Origin of the sequence: Methylomagnum ishizawai (genome assembly GCF_019670005.1) — a bacterium.
Classification (GTDB): Bacteria; Pseudomonadota; Gammaproteobacteria; order Methylococcales; family Methylococcaceae; genus Methylomagnum; species Methylomagnum ishizawai.
The window spans coordinates 4,267,785-4,286,963 of record NZ_AP019783.1; the positions used below are offsets into that span (position 1 = coordinate 4,267,785).

Sequence of the window (19,179 nt, forward strand, 5' to 3'; positions counted from 1 at the left end):
TGGTACGCTATTGCGACCTACGGCTCTGAAAACCACCCCCATCGCGAGGCCCGCCATGCGCTATTTCCACCGGAAAACCCTACGGCCAGCCTTATCCCTGTCTTTATTATTGATCGCGGGCTGCGGCAGTCCGGGCCACAACGACAACCCCTCCCAGCAAATCACCACGGGCCGGGTCGGCTGTTTGGCCAGCGCCGAATTCTTCTCGGTCTATTTCAGCACGCATCTGAAACCCGCCGGGGAAACCCCCGGCTCCAATATCACCCGGACCCGGTTCCGTCCCTATTGCGGGGATTTGCCGCAGCCGGGCGAGGTGTTTTTCACCGCCGACATCATCGACCCCGAAATCAGGAAAACCCCGATTGCGATCCAAGTGGTGGCAGTGGACGCCACGGACAATCCCGGCAATCCGCGCACGCTGTTCGACGCCCCCGCCCGGAGTTTCGGAAAAGGCACCCTCGAAGCGAGCTTCACCCTCGACAAACCCGGCCCCTACGCCATCCACTTGATCCGGCAAGATGCCAATACGGGTGGGGACAGGGATCGGTTAATCATCCCGCTCAATGTTGGCTTGAGCGCCGCCACGGGATTATTACCCAGGTTTCTGTCCCCGCGATTCCTCTTGCTCGTCGGCCTGGGTATCGTGGGACTCGTGGTTTTCCTCAAAGCCTATCGATTCGACCCCATGAAAAAACCCTGAGACCCCGTACCCAATCCGTAGGCCGGAAAACCCGGCCCCGCTTTCCCCGCTCCAAGTTTGAAGCCACCATGCCCCACCATCCCGTCAAAAAGAAAATCATCCGCCGTCCCGCCGCGCATACCTCCACGCCGCTCGCCGACCTGCCGCCCTTGCTCGGGCGCATCTACGCCGCCCGCAAGCTCGACGACCCCCAGCAACTCGACCGCTCCCTCAGCCAACTCCCCCCGCCCTGGCTGCTGACCGGCATGGACGCCATGGCCGAGCGCCTGGCCCGCGCCATCGCCCGGCAGGAAAGCCTGCTGGTGGTCGCCGACTACGACGCCGACGGCGCGACCGCCTGCGCCGTGGCGGTGCGCGGACTCAAGGCGCTGGGCCTGGAACGAGTGTCGTACTTGGTACCCAACCGTTTCGAGTACGGCTATGGCCTCACGCCCGAAATCGTCGCCCTGGCCGCGCCGCGCCGCCCGGATATCCTCCTCACCGTCGATAACGGCATTTCCGCGCTGGAAGGGGCGGAAGCGGCCCAGGCCCATGGGATGGAATTGCTCATCACCGACCACCACACCCCCGGCGCGGAACTGCCCGCCGCCGCCGCCATCGTCAATCCCAACCTGCCGGGCGATGCCTTTCCCAGCCGCTGCCTGGCCGGGGTGGGGGTGATGTTCTATGTATTGATGGCCTTGCGCCAACGCCTGCGCGAAAACGGCCATTTCACCCGCGGCGGGCGGCCGGAACCCAATCTCGCCCAGTGGCTCGATCTGGTGGCGCTGGGCACGGTGGCCGACGTGGTGCCGCTGGACCATGTGAACCGCATCCTGGTCCATCAGGGTTTGCGCCGCATCGGCTCGGGACAGGCCAGCCCCGGCATCCTGGCCTTGTTGGAAGTCGCCGGGCGCAAACCCAAGCAAATCAGCGCCGCCGACCTGGGTTTTTCGGTGGGGCCACGGCTGAACGCGGCGGGACGCTTGGACGATATGAGCCTGGGAATCGAATGCCTCCTGGCCGACCACCCCAGCACCGCGCTGGGCATGGCGGCGCGGCTGGACCGGATGAACAAGGAGCGGCGCGAACTCGAAGACCAGATGAAACAGGAAGCCCTGGCCTATCTCGACGCGCTCGATGTGCCCCTCGGCGACAAGGCGGCGATTTGCCTGTACGACGCGGCTTGGCATCAGGGCGTCATCGGCTTGGTGGCGTCGCGGGTCAAGGATTTGGCGAACCGCCCGGTGGTGGTGTTCGCCGCCGCCGGGGACGATCTGGCGAAGGGTTCGGTGCGCTCGATCCCCGGCATCCATATCCGCGACCTGCTGAGCGATATCAACACCCAACATCCGGGCTTGATCCGCCAATTCGGGGGCCATGCCATGGCGGCGGGCTTGAGCCTGGGGCTTGAGGATTTGCCGCGCTTCATGGCGCTGTTCGAGCAAGAGGCCGGGCTGCGCCTGGACCGCGCCGACCTGGAACACGCCGTCCACAGCGACGGCGGCCTGGAACCGTATGAACTCGACCTCGCCATGGCCGAGCAATTGCGGCAGGCGGGCCCGTGGGGCCATGGTTTCCCGGAACCGCTGTTCGATGGGGAATTCGAGGTCGCGCAACGGCGGGTCTTGGGCGACAAACACCTGAAACTGGTGCTGCGGCCCGTAGGCGGCGGGCGGGAAATCGACGCCATCGCCTTCGGGCTGGCCGACCCCGGCGCTTGGCTGGATTGCCGGACCCTCCGCGCCGCCTACCGGCTGGACGTGAACGAGTTCCGCGATCACCGCATCGCGCAATTGCGGATCGAATATATGGAAAGCGGGGACGACTGACGCCCCGCGCCGGGCCGCGTCACCGGGAAAGGGCGCGTGTCCAAACCGATTTGCGGCGTGCCCGGAGGTTTGGCTATTTTGTTGGAGGGCTTCTACAAGCCGTCCGCATTCCTCCCTTTCCCAAGCAGGCTCCTATCATGCGCCCTCCCCACCGGATGCCTCCGGCCCTTTGGTTCCTGGCCGCGGCCTTGGTCCCGCCGTCCGCCCTGGCCCAATCCGACCCGCAAAGCCTCGCCACCGCCCTGGCCCAAGCCTGCCCGTCCGCCGGCGGTGCTTTGGCCGCCCGCTGCGCCGAACTGGGCGCGCTGGGTCCACAGGCGCTCCCGCAAGCCCTGGTCGCGCTCTCGCCCTACCAATTCCTGCCGCAAATCGCCGTGCCGCTGAAAATCTGGCCCAAGCAGGTGTCGATCCGCCAGCCGCCGGGTTTGGACGGGGCCGCGCAAGGCGAGTGGTCGTCGCGGCGGAAAGGTTCGGGGGCGGGGGACGCGGCGGGCGGCGACGAAGCTTGGGGTTGGTTCGCCCAGGCCAAATACCAGGGCGGGGCTTACCATCAAGCGCCGGCCCAATTCAAGGCCGATGCCTATAGCCTGACCTTGGGCGGGGATTACCGTTTTTCCGGGAATCTGGTGTCCGGGCTGGCCTTCATCTATACCCGCCAGGAAACCCCGATGCAACAGAATCCCGGCCATATGCAAACCGACGCCTACCGGGCGGCTTGGTTCGGGAATTATTACCTGCCGGCAGCCTTTTATCTGGATTGGCTGGCGACCTATAGCCGCCACGACAATCAAATCAGCCGGAACTATAGCTTTCCGGGTTTCGCGGGCAAGGCGGAAAGCGCTCCGGGGAACGATCTTTATACTTTCGCCCTGACTGTGGGGCGGGATTGGGACTGGGGGGCGTGGTCGCTCGCCAGCTATGTCCGCACCGAATCTATGAACCTGCATATCGGGCCGTATTCGGAGCGGGGCGGTCAGGGTTTGGCCTACCAAGTCGGTGGGCAATCGGACCAATCCTTGACCGTGACGCCGGGTTTGCAATTGAGCCATGCGCTGGGATTTTCCTGGGGCGTGCTGACCCCGGCCTTGCGCTTCGAGTACGAGCACCAGTTCGAGAACGACAACCGGGCGATTGCGCTGCGCCTCGCCGAGGCCGCGCCGGGCACGGGGTATTTCACCCTGCATACCGGCGATCCCGACCGCGATTATTTCAACCTCGGCGGCAGCCTCGCCGCCATCCTGCCCGGCGGGAACGTGGCGTTCCTGCGCTATGAGGCGCGGTTGGGGCAGGCGCATATTTCCAATGATATTGTGGAGGTGGGGATTAGGGGGACGTTTTGAACGGCGCGGCAAGATACAGTCGTCCACCATATTACTGCGGAAAACACAACCCATTCCTCTATTGTTACGATCCGTAAGACATATTGCGCTCTGTTAGCCATCAACCATCGACGCCGCATCCCCACGCCCTGCGATGAACTCGACGAAGCCCCGTGGTCATTGCTTCGGCGATATCTACGGCTCCATCGACGACAGCGGCACAACTTTCCCAGCCCCCGGTCATTAGGGCATAATCCCCCGCCCATTCATAGACGCGAAAGCCTTTCCCAGCATTCGCGTTACTTTTCCACAACCCTATGCAAAAAAACCACTACACCCTTACCAGCCTATTCTCCGGCATCGGGGGATTTGAATTGGGATTTGAATCCCAGGGTTTTACCACCGTTTTCCAGTGTGAAAAAGATGAGTTCTGTCAAAAAGTCCTTGAAAAGCATTGGCCGAAAATCCCGAGAGCAAACGATATCAAACGACTCGACCCGGCAATTATCCCTGTTTCCGATGTCTGGACCGCAGGATTCCCCTGCCAAGACGTATCCCTGGCGAGAATGGGGCCTAGAGCTGGGCTTAAAGGGGCGCGAACTGGACTCTTTCACGAGTTTGCTCGACTCCTTGAGCACAGATTGCCCCGAGTTATTCTCCTCGAAAACGTTCATGGCCTACTCAGTTCACACGGAGGGCGAGATTTCGAGCTTGTTATCAGGACGCTGGCCGAACTCGGGTATGTGGTTGGATGGCGTGTGCTTAACAGCAAAAACTTCGGAGTCCCCCAGTCACGCCAGCGAGTCTACATTGTGGGATGTTATCGAGAAAGGAGCGGTCCAGGACAAATACTTTTTGAGCCCGAGCGCGGCGCGGGGCATGTTGCGCCGGGCGGATCGAATGGGGAGAAATCTATTTCCGCCTTTAAGAGAGTGCTTGGAAATCCTGGCGAAGGCGGACCAGTAGTCCAGGGGCTCGCCTATTGTTTATATGCGACTTCCGCCCGCCATACCGGCACCGATTGGAGCCGGACCTATGTGACCTATCCCAAGGCAGGCAGGGTCAGGCGGTTATTGCCCAAGGAATGCGAAGGTATCATGGGTTTTCCCTTGGGCTGGACCGATATTCCGGTATCGATGGAACAGGATGAAGTGGATTCAGTGCGTTATCATGCGTTGGGGAACGCGGTGACGCCGCCCGTGATCGCGTGGCTGGCCGGGCGGATAAAATCTTATTTGAATTTTTTGAACATGGGGTAATCGATATGAAGATATCATTCAGGCGGGGAGGCGGGCGTGGAGAATATGAATTTGCTGGGAGGCAAGGCACGATTTCAGTGAACGATATTATAGATTGCGATATTGATTTCCAAATTTCGCCTTATGTTTGTATTCCAGGTGGATGCTGGTTGCGGCGCACTAAAACCCAAGGCAAACCAAGGATAAGGCTCGATAACAATGCTACTCATGCTTATCGGTGGCTTAGCGCATTTTTGTTATTGAGAAAACCTGTGCGTATGCAGACATTTTCTCAATCAGAAGATAAAAACATAAATTTCCTTAAAAAATATCAAATGGCGAACATCCAGATTGATATTGTTGAGAAAAAGGGATCATATTGCCGTTTAAGGCCATTTATGTTGGATTTGAGGCAAGGAGATATTTGCGAGATTGTATCTATACCGGAGCGTATAGACCGCATTCAGTCGGTTTTAGATGGGACCACGAAATTACCTGACAAAATTGCTGCTGCGGTAGAAAGTTATAGTATGGCTTTTAGGCAGGCTGTTCCTCATGAGCATTTGGAAGGATTGAGGGACGGCGTATACAAGTCCATTGGCGAATTTAGTGGAAATAAGAAGGGGCCACCCGATGCCTTGTCATTTTTGGAAAGTTTATTAGATATAAATACAATAGAAGAATTTGATAAAGATAAAGAAATTGCAACTTCTTTATTAGAAACCAAGGATTGGGAGGACGATCAACGCTCTGAAATCCAGGTACGCTCAGACTATGTAAGGGCATGGCGTCAAGTGGCGGAAAGGGGATATAAAGGCAGGAAGTTCAGCAAAAGCGTCATCGATGCCTATGACTCGCGCTGCTTGATCAGTGGTAGCCGTTTACCCAAGACCAGTGCGAACAATGTACCGGGCGTGGATGCCGCCCATATTTTGCCATGGGCCAAATATGATATGGACGAGGTAAGCAATGGTCTATGTTTGGCCAAAACCTATCATTGGGCGTTTGATGCCGGAATCCTGACGGTTACATTCGACCGGCAAGAAAATTGTTACGTAGTGGTGTTAGATAAAGAAGTAGAGGCTTTGTTACGCAAGGAAGGATGCGATTTGGATTTGTTCATCCCGCATATTGGCGTAATCCCGGAGTCGAGACTGCCAAAAAACCAATCGCTGTGGCCTAAACCAGATTTCTTAGATGAACTCAACAGGTTAATGAAAATATGATAAAAATTTCGTTTAACCCAACATCGAACACCGTGATAATGTCAATGCCCACGCGGCGGAACCACCCAATCAACCGGACCCACCTCCGATAATAAAAGCTCCCTCAACGCGGCATCGCCCGAATAACCCGGCCACCCCAACACCTCCAAACGGCTGATGACCGAAATCACCGCGCCATCCTCGACCATTTGCTCGAACCTGCGGCGATAATCGTCGCCACCGACCCGGTTCAGGTAGTAAATGATGGCGTTGGTATCGACCACGCAAGCGTTCATGGGCAGAGGTCCGATCCAGAGAAATCACGCTCCCATTCATCGCGCAGCGCCGCCAGGGTCCGGTCGATTTCATCGCGGTCGGCCCGCCCCCAGGCACCCCAAGCCCTGCGCAAAATCGTTTGTGTCCGCTCCGGGCCTTGCGCTTCCACAGGGGAAGGTTCGCCCGCCAGCGCCAGGACGTAGCGGAGAATCTCGGCCTGCTGGCCGGGCGGCAGGGCGGCGGCGGCGATCAAATCAAGGGTATTCATGGCTGGAAAGCTCCGTGGCAAGAAAACATGGCGCGGGATACTGTAGCCCAGCCAATCCCCCGGATGGAACGCGCCCCGCCCCGATCTGCATTAAAATCCCCGCCTCCCAAACTCCAGCGCCCCACCCCCACCCCGAATATCCATGAGCCGCGACCCCAACGACCTCTCCCGCCACACCCCCCTGATGCAGCAATACTTCCGCATCAAGGCCGAACACCCCGAACGCCTGCTGTTCTTCCGCATGGGCGACTTCTACGAACTGTTCTACGACGACGCCCGCAAAGCCGCCCGGCTGCTCAACATCACCCTCACCACCCGCGGCGAATCGGCGGGCGAGCGCATCCCCATGGCGGGCATCCCCCACCACGCCGTCGATGGCTATCTGGCCAAGCTCATTAAGCTGGGCGAATCGGTCGCCATCTGCGAACAAATCGGCGACCCCGCCCTGGCCAAGGGTCCGGTCGAACGCAAAGTGGTGCGGGTGGTCACGCCCGGCACCGTCACCGAGGAAGCCCTGCTCGAAGAACGCCGCGACAACCTGCTGGTCGCCATTGCCCAAATCGGCCCGCGCCTGGGACTGGCCGCGCTCGACCTCGCGGGCGGGCGCTTCGTGGTGCAGGAGATCGAGGACAGCGCCGCCCTGCTCGGCGAAGTGGAACGCCTCAACCCCGCCGAAATCCTCATCGGCGAGGATTGGACCCCGCCCCCGGCGCTGGCTTCCCGGCGCGGCCTCGCCAAGCGCCCGCCCTGGCATTTCGACACCGAAAGCGCCCGCCATCTGCTGCTGCGCCAATTCGGCACCCACGACCTCGCGGCCTTCGGCTGCGAACGCCTGCCCGCCGCCATCGCCGCCGCCGGTGGCTTGTTGCAATATGTCCGCGATACCCAAAACAGCGCCCTGCCCCATATCCAAAGCCTCCGGGTCGAAACCAGCGCCGAAACCATCGTGTTGGACGCCGCCAGCCGCCGCAACCTGGAAATCGATTTCCACCCCTCGGGCCGGGCCGAATTGACCCTGTACGGCGTGCTGGACCGCACCGTGACCGCGATGGGCGGGCGGCTGTTGCGGCGCTGGCTGCATTGGCCCCTGCGCGACCGCGATACCTTGGCCGAACGCCACGCCGCCATCGAAGCCCTGTCGGACGCCGGGGATTTCCGGCCCATCCGCGAAATCCTGCGGGCGGTGGGCGATGTCGAGCGCATCGTCTCGCGCATCGCCCTGAAATCGGCCCGGCCCCGCGATTTGACCGTGCTGCGCCTCGCCCTGGCCGTGTTGCCGGAACTCCGGGACGCGCTGCTCTATCTCGACAGCCCCTTGCTGGTCCGGCTGCGGGCGGCGCTCCGGGAACAGCCGGAAATCCACGCCCTGCTGGTCCGCGCCATCGTCGAGAATCCGCCGATGCTGATCCGCGACGGCGGCGTCATCGCCGAGGGCTATCACGAGGAATTGGACGCCTTGCGCGATCTTAGCCAGAACTCCGAGCGCTTCCTGGCCGAACTGGAACAACGCGAACGCCAACGCACCGGGCTGGCGAACCTCAAGGTCGGCTATAACCGGGTGCAGGGCTTCTTCATCGAGCTGACCCGCGCCCAGGCCGACAAGGTGCCGGTCGAATATGTGCGGCGGCAGACCTTGAAGGGCGTGGAGCGCTACATCACCCCGGAATTGAAGGCGTTCGAGGACAAGGTGTTGAGCGCCCGCGAACGCGCCCTGGCCTTCGAGAAAGCCCTGTACGACGAATTGTTGGAGCAACTCGGCACCCGCTTGGAGGCGCTGCGGGAATGCGCGGCGGGCCTGGCGGAATTGGACGTGCTGGCGAATCTGGCGGAACGGGCCGACGCCTTGGGCTTTTGCAAACCAACGATGAGCGCGGAACCGGGGCTGCGGGTGGTGGCCGGACGTCATCCGGTGGTGGAAAGCGTGCTGGACGCGCCGTTCGTGCCGAACGATCTGGAGTTATCACCCGAGCGTCGGATGCTCATCATCACCGGGCCCAATATGGGAGGCAAAAGCACGGCCATGCGGCAAGCCGCGCTGATCGTGCTGATGGCCCACATCGGCAGCTACGTCCCCGCCGAAAGCGCCATCATCGGCCCCTTCGACCGCATCTTCACCCGCATCGGCGCCTCCGACGACCTCGCCAGCGGGCGCTCGACCTTCATGGTGGAGATGACCGAAACCGCCCATATCCTGCACCACGCCACGCCCGCCAGTTTGGTACTGATGGACGAAATCGGCCGCGGCACCAGCACCTTCGACGGGCTGTCGCTGGCCTGGGCCGCCGCCGAGCATCTGGCGCGGGAAATCAAGGCGTTCACCCTGTTCGCCACCCATTATTTCGAGCTGATCGCCCTGCCCGACGAATGCCCGGCGGTCTATAACATCCACCTCGACGCGGTGGAGCATAAGGACGGCGTGGTGTTCCTGCACGCGGTCAAGGACGGCCCCGCCAACCAGAGCTATGGGCTGCAAGTGGCGGCGCTGGCCGGGGTGCCGAAGACGGTGGTGAAGAAGGCGCGGGAGAAACTGGCCGCGCTGGAACAGCACGCCCAGGCCGAGAAGCCCAAGGCCAAGGGCCGCGACTCCCGGCAAATGGACCTGTTCGCCGAAGCCGCGCCGCATCCGGCGCTGGAAAGGCTGAAGGAGATCGAACCGGACGAACTCAGCCCCAAGCAGGCTTTGGAGGTGTTGTTCGCGTTGAAGCAGCTGGCGGAGGGATAACACCCGTCGCCCACAAACGCGAACGGGGCGGATAGGCCAAGCCTATCCGCCCCGTCCGTTATCCGGGAAACCGCCGCCGGTTATTTCTTGGCGGCGGCCTGCGGTTCTGGCGGGTCCGCCGCCTGCTGCTCCATGATCTTGGCCAACTGCGCCGCCGGTACATACCCCGGCAGGATATCGCCCTTCTCGGTCACGATCATCGGCGTGCCGTTGGCTCCGAAGGCATTGCCCAGGGCCAGCTGCTCATCCACCGGGTTGTCGCAGTCCTTACGCTCGGGGGTGTCGCCCTTCTTGGCCTTGGTGAAGGCGGCGTTGCGGTCCTTGGCGCACCACACCGATACCGCCTTGAAATAGGAATCGGTGTTGGGGCCGCTGCGCGGGAAGAACAGGTAGCGGATTTCGATGCCCTGGGCGAGGTATTGGTCGATCTCGGAATGCAGCTTCCGGCAATAGCCGCAGTCGATATCGGTGAAGACATAGGCCACATGCTTGGTGGTCTTGGGCTTGAACACGATCATCTGGCCCACGCCCATCTTGTCCAGCGAACTGAGCCGCGCCCCGGCCAGCTTGGCCTCGGTCAAATCCTTGCGGTCCTTGACATCGACCATCGAGCCTTGGATCAGATAGCGCCCATCCTCCGACACATAGAACAGCTTCGCCCCCATCATCACTTCGTACAGGCCCGGTATCGGCGAAGGCTGGACCGAATCCGGCTTGAGCGTGGGCAGGTTCTGTTTCAATGCCTCCTCGACCGCCTTGGCATCGGCCTGGGCCGCGCCGGACAACATCCATCCCAACCCCAGCAAGGCGGCGCTTATGATTCTCTTCATGGCAACTCCAAACAATTAGGAAAACCCGGTCAGTTAAACAGGCGCTCAATATCGAGGAAGAACGCCAATACCATCAAGCACAGCAAGATGAACATCCCGACCTGCTGGCAATACGCCAAGGTCCGGTCGGATACCGGGCTGCCCTTGACCCCTTCGATCAAATAGAACAGGAGATGCCCGCCGTCCAGCACCGGGATCGGCAACAGGTTCAACACCCCGAGGCTGATGCTGACGATGGCGAGGAATTTCAGGAATTGGCCGAAGCCGACGCTGGCCGATTGCCCGGCGTACTGGGCGATGCTGATGGGACCGCTGAGGTTGTCGACCTTGGCCTTGCCGACCACCATGCGTCCGATCATCTTCAAGGTCAAGGCGGCGTAGCCATAGGTCTTGTCGATGGCCGCGCCCAGGGCCGGGAACAAGCCGAGCCGGTATTCGGCCCGCAACGACTGTTCCATGTCCTCCGGCATCCTGACCGCCGCGCCGATCCGGCCCACCCGGCCTTCGGGGGAATCCACGCCTTTGGGTTTGATGCCGAGATCGAGGCGGACGCCGCCGCGCTCGACGACGGTGCGGATCGCCACATCCGGGTGGGTGCGGACGAATTCGACCCATTCCTTCCAGGTCTTGATCGCCGTGCCGTCGGCGCTGACGATCAAGTCGCCGGGCTTGAGTTGGCCGGCTTCGGCGGCGCTGCCGGGTTCGACCCGGTCGATGACCGGCGGCAAGGCGGGTTCGTGGGGGCGGAAGCCGAGTTTCTGATAAAGCTGCTCGGGTTCCTGCGCCACCTCCTGGGGAATCCTCAACACCAGGACGCGGGCGGCCCCGTCCGCGCCCTTGACCTCGACCTGGATCGGCTCCTCCTCGACGGCGGTTTCGACCACGGCGGCGAGGGCGACATTCCAGGTCGGGGTGGGATCGCCCTTCACCGCGACGATTTCATCGCCTTCGCGGAACCCGGCCTGTCCGGCCAGGGTTTCCGCCGCCACCGGACCCAGCACCGGCCTGAGGCCGGTCTCGCCCAGCATGAACACGCCCCAGTAGATCAGGACCGCCAACAGCAGGTTGAACACCGGCCCCGCCACCACGATGCCCGCCCGCTTCCATAGGGGTTGGCGGTTGAAGGCGAAGGGCAGGTCTTCGGGAGCGACCGCGCCCTCGCGTTCGTCGATCATCTTGACATATCCGCCCAAAGGCAGGGCGCAGACCACGAATTCGGTGTCGTCCGGGGATTTTTGGTAGGCCCACAGCGGCTTGCCGAAGCCCAACGAAAACCGGGTGACCTTGACGCCGAGGCGGCGGGCTGCCCAGAAATGGCCGAATTCATGGAAGGCGATCAGGACCGCCAAGGCCACGACGAAGAAGAACAGCGTATGGAGCAGCGAAAACATGGGATTGGGGGCTACAGCCGGGCTATGTAATCGTGGGCCGCCGCGCGGGCCGCGCCATCCGCTTCCAGGACGGCCTCGATGGAGTCCGCCGCGCCCGCCGGGAGGGTGTCCATGCAATACGCGATGGTGTCGGGGATGGCCGGGAAGCGGATGCTTCCCTCCAGGAAGGAAGCAACGGCGATCTCGTTGGCGGCGTTGAGGATGGCCGGTTCGGTGCCACCACCGCGCACGGCCTCGTAGGCCAGCCGCAAACAGGGGAAGCGCTCGAAATCCGGCGGTTCGAAATCAAGCTGTCTGACCCCGAACAAATCCAAAGGTTCGGCCCCCGAATCGAAACGCCCCGGCCAGGCCAGGGCGTGGGCGATGGGGATGCGCATATCGGGATTGCCCATCTGCGCCAACACCGTGCCGTCCACATAATCGACCATGGAGTGGATCACGCTCTGGCGATGCACCACCACCTGCACCTTCTCGGGCGGCATCCCGAACAACAGGCAGGCTTCGATCACTTCCAAGCCCTTGTTCATCATGGTAGCGGAATCCACCGAAATCTTGCGGCCCATCACCCAATTGGGATGGGCGACCGCCTGTTCCGGGGTGACTCCATGGAGTTCTTCCAAAGGCTTGCGCAGGAACGGCCCGCCCGAGGCGGTCAGGAGGATGCGCCGCACCTCGGGGGCCGGGCGGCCGGCGTGGTAATGGGCGGGCATGCACTGGAAGATGGCGTTATGCTCGCTGTCGATGGGCAACAGGTCCGCGCCCGATTTGACCACCTCGGCCATGAACAAGGGACCGGACATCACCAGCGCCTCTTTGTTCGCCAGCAACACGGTCTTGCCCGCCTTGGCGGCGGCCAGGGTCGGCGGCAAACCGGCGGCCCCGACGATGGCGGCCATCACCGAATCGACCTCGGGCAAGACCGCCACGTCTTCCAGGGCTTTTTTGCCGCTCAACACCTGGGTGCTGTTCTGCCCGGCCCTGGCCAGCCGCTCGCGCAATTCGGCGGCGGGCCGCTCGTCGATCATCACCGCGTAATCCGGCTCGAAACGCAGGCATTGCTCCAACAAGCGTTCCACATTGTGGTTGGCGGTGAGCGCCACCACCCGGTAGCTGCCGGGATGCCGCCCGACCACGTCGAGGGTGCTGACGCCGATGGAGCCGGTCGAACCGAGTACGCAGATGCCTTTCATGTTGGGGTCTCGCTAGGGATGGGTGGATTCGGCGGGTTTGGCCGGGGCCGGGGGCTGTTCCGGCGCGGATTCGGTGGCGGGCGGTTCGGCGGCTTCCGGGCCGGGCGACTCGAAACCGCCTTGGTCCATGGGCACGGGCCGTTCGGCCGGACCTTCGCCTTCTTCGGATTGGCTGGGGACTTCCTGCTCGATGTGGATGGGCGATTCCAACACGACATTGCTGTCGGGAGGCTGGATGAAGATGTTGAGCATCATCGAGCCGGCGTAGAACACCGAGGTCGCCGCGATCAGGCTATCGACCCGGTCCAGCACGCCGCCATGGCCGGGGAGGATGTTGCTGCTGTCCTTCACGCCACGGATGCGCTTGACCAGGCTCTCGAACAAATCGCCGATCACCGACACGATCACCGTGGCCAAGGACAAGGCCACGAAATCGGTCAGGGTCACGCTGGACAAATCGCTCCAGAAACCCACCGCCACCGCGAACGGCACCGTCGCCAGCAAAGCGCCATAGACGCCCTCCACGGTCTTGCCGGGGCTGATGGCCTCGCATAGCTTGGTGTTGCCCCAGCGCTTGCCGACGAAGTAAGCACCGATATCGGCGACCCAGATCAGGGCCGACACGTACAGCACTTGATATTGGCTGAAATTGACCCGCAGCCAGGTCAGCGAGGCCCAGGCCGTCAGCAGGATGAAAATGCCCAGGCCCAGTTTGAGGCCCAGGGGATATTCGATCTGGAGCAGCCGTTCGGGAATCTTGCGGAAAGCCATGCCGCACACGAACCACCAGGCCACCACCGGCCAGTAGAACCAACCCGGCAGTTCGATGGGCGCCCAATCGGCGGCGGTCAGGCGCAATATCACCATGAAGGCCAGCACCACGAGACTGTAGCCGATGCGGTGGGCATTACTGGGCAGCCCGGCCAAACCGGCCCATTCCCAGGCCGAAACCAACATGAAGCTTCCCCAGAACACGGCGAAGCCGTCCGGGGGCAGGTACAAAATGGCCAGGACCGCCAAGGGGGTCAATGCCAAGGCCGTGAGGATGCGATTCTTGAGCATGGGAGTTTTGTGTGAAGGTTGCTAGGGGCGTTGGGGCTGGCGGTACGCCGCCCGTTCAAGCCTGGGAGAACTGCTCGACCTGCTCGCCGGTATAGCCGAAACGGCGCTGGCGCCCGGCGTAATCTTCCAAGGCGAGGTCGAGGACTTTCTCGTCGAAATCCGGCCACAGCACCGGGGTGAAATACAGTTCGGTGTAGGCCAATTGCCAGAGCAGGAAATTGCTGATGCGCCGCTCGCCGCCGGTGCGGATGAACAGATCGGGCTCCGGCAATTCCGCCAAGGCCAGATGGGAGGCGAACGCGGCCTCGCCGATCTCCGCCGCCCGCATCTCGCCGCGCCCGACCGCTTCCGCCATCCGGCGGGCGGCCTGGACGATGTCCCAGCGTCCGCCGTAATTGGCGGCGATGTTGAGGTCCAGGCGCCGGTTGCCCTGGGTCAGCGCTTCGGAGGCGGCGATCTTGTCCTGCAAGACCGGGGCGAAAGCCTCGCGCTCGCCGATCACCCGCAACCGGACGCCGCTTTCGTGGAGCTTCTGGGTTTCGCGCTCCAAGGTCGCGATGAACAGTTCCATCAACAGCGACACTTCCTGGACCGGACGCCGCCAATTCTCGCTGCTGAAGGCGAACAGGGTCAGCGCCCCGATGCCCTTGGCCAAGCAATATTCCACGGTCTTGCGGACGGCCCCGACCCCGGCGCGGTGGCCGGCGGTGCGGGGCAGGAAACGTTGTTTGGCCCAGCGGCCATTACCATCCATGATGATCGCCACATGCCGGGGCAGCCGGTTGTCAATGCTTGGAACGGCGGACACATCCATCTCGATCTTACGAACCCTTGGTTGGGATTGCCCCGGCCAGCGGGGCCGGAACCGGAACCCGCCAGCCGGACCCGACCCGGATCGAACCCACCTTGGCATCCGGGGAGCGCCCTAGGCTAGGGGCGTGCATGTCGGAACCCACCCGGACCTTGCAGGTCCGGCGGTTCACATGGACATCAAATCGGTTTCCTTCTCTTGCAGCACTTTTTCCGCGTCCTTGATGTACTGGTCGGTCAGCTTCTGGATTTGGTCCTGGCTGCGGCGCTCCTGGTCCTCGGAGATTTGCTTGTCCTTGAGCGCGGCCTTGAGTTCGTTGTTGGCGTCGCGGCGGATGTTGCGGATGGCGACGCGGGCGTTCTCGGCCTCGTGGCGCACCACCTTCACCAAATCCTTGCGGCGCTGTTCGGTCAAGGGCGGCATGGGCACGCGGATCACGGTACCCATGCTGGACGGGTTCAGCCCCAGATCGGAGGAAAGGATGGCCTTCTCGATGGCCTGTACCATGGTCCGCTCCCAGGGGGTCACGGTCAGGGTGCGGGCGTCCTCGGCGGTGATATTGGCGGTCTGGCTCAGCGGCACGTCGTTGCCGTAATAGGAGACCGTGATATGGTCGAGCAGGCTGGGATGGGCGCGGCCCGTCCTGATTTTCGCCAATTCGTGTTTGAGCGCTTCGATGCTCTTGCCCATGCGCTCGGCGGCGCGTTTTTGGATGTCTTCGATCATGTGGGTTCACCCGTTTCAATCAAGGAGCCGATTTCTTCGCCCTGCATCAGCCGCATCACCGCGCCGGGTTCGAAGATGTTCATCACCCGCAGCGGCATCCGGTGGTCGCGGCATAACACCAGGGCGGTGGCGTCCATCACGTTCAAGCGCTGGTCCAGCGCTTGGTCGTAGGTCAGCCGGGGATAAAATTGGGCGCCGGGATGCTTGATGGGATCGGCGGAATAGACGCCATCGACCTTGGTGGCCTTGATGAGCAGGTCGGCGTTGATTTCGATGGCGCGGAGGCTGGCCGCCGAATCGGTGGTGAAGAAGGGATTGCCGGTGCCCGCCGCGAAGATCGCCACCCGGCCTTTTTCAAGGTGCCGGATGGCCCGGCGGCGGATGTAGTCCTCGCAGACCTGGTTGATCTTGAGGGCGGACATGACCCGGACGGGCCGCCCCAAATGCTCCACCGCGTCCTGCATCGCCAGGGCGTTCAGCACGGTGGCCAGCATCCCCATATGGTCGCCGGTCACGCGGTCCAAAGCTTCGGAGGCCGTTTCCGCGCCGCGCACGAAATTACCGCCACCGATCACCAGCCCGACCTCCACGCCGAACTCGCACAGATCGACCACCTCCCGCGCCAGTCGGCGGAGGGTCTGGGAGTCGATGCCGCCACCCTGGCTTCCCATCAGCGCTTCCCCGCTCAGCTTGAGCAAGATGCGCTTGTATTTTGGCTCGCTCATCGGATTGGTCCCGTTTCCAGTGCTACTCAAGTACCCATGCAAGAAAGGGCGCGTGCGGCCCGGCCGCAACGCGCCCCGTCCCCAACCCGCTTAAGCCAGGCCGGCCTGGGCCATCACTTCGGCGGCGAAATCGCTTTCGACCTTCTCGATGCCCTCGCCGACCTCGAAGCGGACGTAGCGGACCACGCTGGCCTTGTTGTCGGCCAGCAGCTTGCCCACGCTCTGCTTGTCGTCCTTGACGAAAGGCTGGCCCAACAGGGTCACTTCGCCCAGGAACTTGCGGACCCGGCCCTCGACCATCTTCTCGATGATGTTGGCGGGCTTGCCTTCGGCCTCGGCCTGGGCCTTGGCGATTTCGCGCTCCTTGGCGATGGTTTCGGCGGGGATGCCGGATTCGTCTAGGCTCAGCGGCTTGCTGGCGGCGATGTGCATGGCGATGTCGCGGCCCAGTTCCACCGTGCCGCCGACCAGCTCGACCAGGACGCCGATGCGGGTGCCGTGCAGGTAGCTGACCACGATGCCATTGTCGGAGACATAGCGCTCGAAGCGGCGGAAGGCCAGGTTCTCGCCGATCTTGGCGACCAGTTCGCGGCGGGTGTCGTCGATGCTGACGCCGGTGGCGGGAATCGCCACGGCCAGCAGTTCTTCCGACGTGGTGGCGGAAGAATCCAGGGCGCACTGGGCGATGTTGTTGGCGAAGGCGATGAAATCATCGCCCTTGGCGACGAAGTCGGTTTCGCAGTTGACTTCGACGATGGCGGCGCTCTTTTGGTCCGCGCCCAGCTTGACGCAGATGCAGCCTTCCGCCGCGGTGCGGCCGGATTTCTTGTCCGCCTTGGCGAGCCCGGATTTGCGCATCGCTTCGATGGCGGCTTCCATATCGCCGTCGGCTTCCGTCAGGGCTTTTTTGCATTCCATCATCCCGGAGCCGGTGCGCTCGCGGAGTTCCTTAACCATTGCGGCAGTGATATTGGCCATTTAAACCGAACCTCTCTTGGTTGATTGCGCGATAGTCGGCGCATTCATATTCACTTAATGAAAACGCCCCCTGATGGAGGCGTTTGAATCGGAGCTAGGCAAGCCCGGCTTCGGCTCAGTCGGCTTCCTCGACTTCGGCCTCTACGCGGGTTTCGCTTTCCGCCGCCATCTCGACGAATTCGTCTTCGGTGCCGATGTCCGGGGTGTTGACCTTGCCTTGCAGGATCGCCGTGGCGGCGGCCTGCACATACAACTGTACGGCCCGGATGGAATCGTCGTTGCCGGGGATGATGTAATCGATCCCCAGGGGGCTGTTATTGGTATCGACCACGCCGACCACCGGGATTCCCAATTTCTGGGCTTCGGCGATGGCGTTTTTCTCGTAGCCGACATCCAGCACGAACAGCACCTCCGGCAGGCGGTCCATATCGCGGATGCCGCCCAGGTTATGCACCAGCTTTTCCAGTTCGCGCATCATGCCCAGACCTTCCTTCTTGCTGAAGCGCTGCAAGCGGCCATCGTCGCGCATGGCTTCCAGGTCCTTCATGCGGGACACGGATTGCTTGATGGTCTTGAAGTTGGTGAGCATACCGCCCAGCCAGCGGGCGTTGACATAGGGCATGGCGCAACGGGAAGCTTCTTCCTCGACCACTTTGCGGGTGGTGCGCTTGGTGCCCACGAACAAAATCTTGCCACGGTTGGCGGCCACCTGTTCCAAATAACGCATGGCGTCGTTGAACAGGGGCAGGGTCTTTTCCAGGTTGATGATATGGATATTGCTCCGCGCACCGAAGATGTACGGGGCCATTTTGGGATTCCAATAGCGCGTCTGATGGCCGAAGTGGACACCGGCCTCCAGCATTTGACGCATGGTAACGTTCGACATCGAGTTCTCCTAAGTTCTCGCGTGGGTTGAGCCTCCACATATCCCGAACCGGCAACCCGTTCCCGCGTCTAAAACCGCGAGGCGGGCACCCTGCCGGACGTGACGATATGTGTGTGTTATTGCCAAAAATAGCAGCGCTTTATACCATACTCGTCTTTCTTCAACAATCCGCGCCCCCTTCCCCGGCCCCCAACCCCGGCGGGCGTGCGACATTAAATATCCCCCACACCACCCCATGAGCATCAGCCTAAAATCCCCGCTTGAAATCGAAAAAATGCGCGACGCCGGACGCTTGGCCGCCGAAGTGCTGGACATGATCGAACCCTTCGTCGTCCCCGGCGTCACCACGGAGGAGTTGGATCAAATCTGCCATGACTACATGGTCAATGTGCAGCATGTGATCCCGGCCCCCTTGAACTACCGGGGCTTCCCCAAATCGATCTGCACCTCGGTCAACCACACGGTCTGCCACGGCATCCCCGGCCCCAAGAAACTGAAGAGCGGCGATATCGTCAATATCGATATCACCGTCATCAAAAGCGGCTACCATGGCGACACCAGCAAGATGTTCGGGGTGGGCGAGGTGCCGCTCCGGGCCAAGCGCTTGATGCGCGTGTGCCAGGAAGCCTTGTACCTGGGCATCCAGCAGGTTCGGCCCGGCGGCCATCTGGGCGATATCGGCCATGCCATCCAGCGCCATGCCGAATCCCATGGTTATTCGGTGGTGCAGGAATTCTGCGGGCACGGCATCGGCAAGGAATTCCACGAAGACCCCCAAGTCCTACATTACGGCAAGCCGGGCACCGGCCCCCAACTGGAACCGGGCATGATCTTCACCATCGAACCGATGATCAACCTGGGCAAACGCTATGTGAAAATCCTGCCCGACGGCTGGACCGCCGTGACCAAGGACCACAGCCTATCCGCCCAATGGGAACACACCCTCCTGGTGACAGCCCAAGGCCACGAAATCCTGACCCTACGCCGCGAAGAGGCTGAATCGTTTAAGCAAGACCGTCTCAAATCAACCGGCACCTGACC

18 protein-coding genes are annotated in these 19,179 nt (G+C 62.0%); 7 read left to right on the forward strand and 11 right to left on the reverse strand.

Annotation, left to right across the window (positions count from 1 at the left end):
* The first annotated feature begins 55 nt into the window (after positions 1-55).
* From K5658_RS19235 to K5658_RS19255, 5 genes are all read left to right on the forward strand, one after another.
* Positions 56-700 (forward strand): hypothetical protein, encoded by a 645-nt coding sequence (locus K5658_RS19235; protein ID WP_221064683.1) that lies wholly within the window; start codon positions 56-58, stop codon positions 698-700.
* Between the two features lie 68 nt (positions 701-768).
* Positions 769-2,511, forward strand: a complete 1,743-nt coding sequence (gene recJ / locus K5658_RS19240) for a single-stranded-DNA-specific exonuclease RecJ (protein ID WP_221064684.1) — start codon at positions 769-771, stop codon at positions 2,509-2,511.
* Between the two features lie 137 nt (positions 2,512-2,648).
* Positions 2,649-3,851, forward strand: a complete 1,203-nt coding sequence (locus K5658_RS19245) for an autotransporter outer membrane beta-barrel domain-containing protein (RefSeq protein ID WP_221064685.1) — start codon at positions 2,649-2,651, stop codon at positions 3,849-3,851.
* Between the two features lie 296 nt (positions 3,852-4,147).
* A complete protein-coding gene (locus K5658_RS19250; protein WP_221064686.1) occupies positions 4,148-5,089 on the forward strand; it encodes a DNA cytosine methyltransferase in 942 nt (313 codons plus the stop codon).
* A 5-nt stretch (positions 5,090-5,094) separates the two neighbouring features.
* The gene (locus tag K5658_RS19255) at positions 5,095-6,294 is read left to right on the forward strand and encodes an HNH endonuclease (RefSeq protein ID WP_221064687.1); all 1,200 of its coding nucleotides are present in this window, start codon (positions 5,095-5,097) and stop codon (positions 6,292-6,294) included.
* Between the two features lie 41 nt (positions 6,295-6,335).
* On the opposite strand, the gene K5658_RS19260 is transcribed toward K5658_RS19255, so the two are convergent.
* Both K5658_RS19260 and K5658_RS19265 read right to left on the reverse strand, forming a co-directional pair.
* Positions 6,336-6,569, reverse strand: a complete 234-nt coding sequence (locus K5658_RS19260) for a PIN domain-containing protein (protein WP_221064688.1) — start codon at positions 6,567-6,569, stop codon at positions 6,336-6,338.
* Positions 6,566-6,817 (reverse strand): hypothetical protein, encoded by a 252-nt coding sequence (locus tag K5658_RS19265; protein WP_221064689.1) that lies wholly within the window; start codon positions 6,815-6,817, stop codon positions 6,566-6,568. The genes K5658_RS19260 and K5658_RS19265 overlap by 4 nt, the downstream gene beginning before the upstream one ends.
* Positions 6,818-6,959: 142 nt before the next feature.
* On the opposite strand from K5658_RS19265, the gene mutS reads away from it, so the two are divergent.
* Complete coding sequence (gene mutS, locus K5658_RS19270; protein ID WP_246628508.1) at positions 6,960-9,539, forward strand: DNA mismatch repair protein MutS; 2,580 nt, start codon at positions 6,960-6,962, stop codon at positions 9,537-9,539.
* Between the two features lie 80 nt (positions 9,540-9,619).
* On the opposite strand, the gene K5658_RS19275 is transcribed toward mutS, so the two are convergent.
* The 9 genes from K5658_RS19275 to rpsB form a co-directional block, all read right to left on the reverse strand.
* The gene (locus tag K5658_RS19275) at positions 9,620-10,369 is read right to left on the reverse strand and encodes a DsbC family protein (protein WP_221064690.1); all 750 of its coding nucleotides are present in this window, start codon (positions 10,367-10,369) and stop codon (positions 9,620-9,622) included.
* Between the two features lie 29 nt (positions 10,370-10,398).
* Complete coding sequence (rseP, locus tag K5658_RS19280) at positions 10,399-11,760, reverse strand: RIP metalloprotease RseP (RefSeq protein WP_221064691.1); 1,362 nt, start codon at positions 11,758-11,760, stop codon at positions 10,399-10,401.
* Positions 11,761-11,771: 11 nt separating this feature from the next.
* Entirely contained in the window at positions 11,772-12,950 is a 1,179-nt protein-coding gene (ispC, locus tag K5658_RS19285) for a 1-deoxy-D-xylulose-5-phosphate reductoisomerase (protein WP_221064692.1), read from the reverse strand.
* A 12-nt stretch (positions 12,951-12,962) separates the two neighbouring features.
* Entirely contained in the window at positions 12,963-14,012 is a 1,050-nt protein-coding gene (locus tag K5658_RS19290; protein ID WP_221064693.1) for a phosphatidate cytidylyltransferase, read from the reverse strand.
* Positions 14,013-14,067: 55 nt separating this feature from the next.
* A complete protein-coding gene (gene uppS / locus K5658_RS19295; RefSeq protein ID WP_221064694.1) occupies positions 14,068-14,826 on the reverse strand; it encodes a polyprenyl diphosphate synthase in 759 nt (252 codons plus the stop codon).
* Between the two features lie 165 nt (positions 14,827-14,991).
* Positions 14,992-15,549, reverse strand: a complete 558-nt coding sequence (frr, locus tag K5658_RS19300) for a ribosome recycling factor (protein ID WP_221064695.1) — start codon at positions 15,547-15,549, stop codon at positions 14,992-14,994.
* Positions 15,546-16,274, reverse strand: a complete 729-nt coding sequence (gene pyrH, locus K5658_RS19305) for a UMP kinase (protein ID WP_221064696.1) — start codon at positions 16,272-16,274, stop codon at positions 15,546-15,548. The genes frr and pyrH overlap by 4 nt, the downstream gene beginning before the upstream one ends.
* Before the next feature lie 90 nt (positions 16,275-16,364).
* Positions 16,365-17,252, reverse strand: a complete 888-nt coding sequence (tsf, locus tag K5658_RS19310; protein WP_221064697.1) for a translation elongation factor Ts — start codon at positions 17,250-17,252, stop codon at positions 16,365-16,367.
* A 115-nt stretch (positions 17,253-17,367) separates the two neighbouring features.
* The gene (gene rpsB / locus K5658_RS19315; RefSeq protein ID WP_221064698.1) at positions 17,368-18,138 is read right to left on the reverse strand and encodes a 30S ribosomal protein S2; all 771 of its coding nucleotides are present in this window, start codon (positions 18,136-18,138) and stop codon (positions 17,368-17,370) included.
* Between the two features lie 235 nt (positions 18,139-18,373).
* On the opposite strand from rpsB, the gene map reads away from it, so the two are divergent.
* The gene (gene map, locus K5658_RS19320) at positions 18,374-19,177 is read left to right on the forward strand and encodes a type I methionyl aminopeptidase (protein ID WP_221064699.1); all 804 of its coding nucleotides are present in this window, start codon (positions 18,374-18,376) and stop codon (positions 19,175-19,177) included.
* Positions 19,178-19,179 lie beyond the last annotated feature (2 nt).

Bases quoted from the DNA above. Each gene is read 5' to 3' on its own strand.
- K5658_RS19235 (WP_221064683.1), top strand. From the start codon at position 56: ATGCGCTATTTCCACCGGAAAACCCTACGGCCAGCCTTATCCCTGTCT.
- recJ (WP_221064684.1), top strand. From the start codon at position 769: ATGCCCCACCATCCCGTCAAAAAGAAAATCATCCGCCGTCCCGCCGCG.
- K5658_RS19245 (WP_221064685.1), top strand. From the start codon at position 2,649: ATGCGCCCTCCCCACCGGATGCCTCCGGCCCTTTGGTTCCTGGCCGCG.
- K5658_RS19250 (WP_221064686.1), top strand. From the start codon at position 4,148: ATGCAAAAAAACCACTACACCCTTACCAGCCTATTCTCCGGCATCGGG.
- K5658_RS19255 (WP_221064687.1), top strand. From the start codon at position 5,095: ATGAAGATATCATTCAGGCGGGGAGGCGGGCGTGGAGAATATGAATTT.
- K5658_RS19260 (WP_221064688.1), bottom strand. From the start codon at position 6,569: ATGAACGCTTGCGTGGTCGATACCAACGCCATCATTTACTACCTGAAC.
- K5658_RS19265 (WP_221064689.1), bottom strand. From the start codon at position 6,817: ATGAATACCCTTGATTTGATCGCCGCCGCCGCCCTGCCGCCCGGCCAG.
- mutS (WP_246628508.1), top strand. From the start codon at position 6,960: ATGAGCCGCGACCCCAACGACCTCTCCCGCCACACCCCCCTGATGCAG.
- K5658_RS19275 (WP_221064690.1), bottom strand. From the start codon at position 10,369: ATGAAGAGAATCATAAGCGCCGCCTTGCTGGGGTTGGGATGGATGTTG.
- rseP (WP_221064691.1), bottom strand. From the start codon at position 11,760: ATGTTTTCGCTGCTCCATACGCTGTTCTTCTTCGTCGTGGCCTTGGCG.
- ispC (WP_221064692.1), bottom strand. From the start codon at position 12,950: ATGAAAGGCATCTGCGTACTCGGTTCGACCGGCTCCATCGGCGTCAGC.
- K5658_RS19290 (WP_221064693.1), bottom strand. From the start codon at position 14,012: ATGCTCAAGAATCGCATCCTCACGGCCTTGGCATTGACCCCCTTGGCG.
- uppS (WP_221064694.1), bottom strand. From the start codon at position 14,826: ATGGATGTGTCCGCCGTTCCAAGCATTGACAACCGGCTGCCCCGGCAT.
- frr (WP_221064695.1), bottom strand. From the start codon at position 15,549: ATGATCGAAGACATCCAAAAACGCGCCGCCGAGCGCATGGGCAAGAGC.
- pyrH (WP_221064696.1), bottom strand. From the start codon at position 16,274: ATGAGCGAGCCAAAATACAAGCGCATCTTGCTCAAGCTGAGCGGGGAA.
- tsf (WP_221064697.1), bottom strand. From the start codon at position 17,252: ATGGCCAATATCACTGCCGCAATGGTTAAGGAACTCCGCGAGCGCACC.
- rpsB (WP_221064698.1), bottom strand. From the start codon at position 18,138: ATGTCGAACGTTACCATGCGTCAAATGCTGGAGGCCGGTGTCCACTTC.
- map (WP_221064699.1), top strand. From the start codon at position 18,374: ATGAGCATCAGCCTAAAATCCCCGCTTGAAATCGAAAAAATGCGCGAC.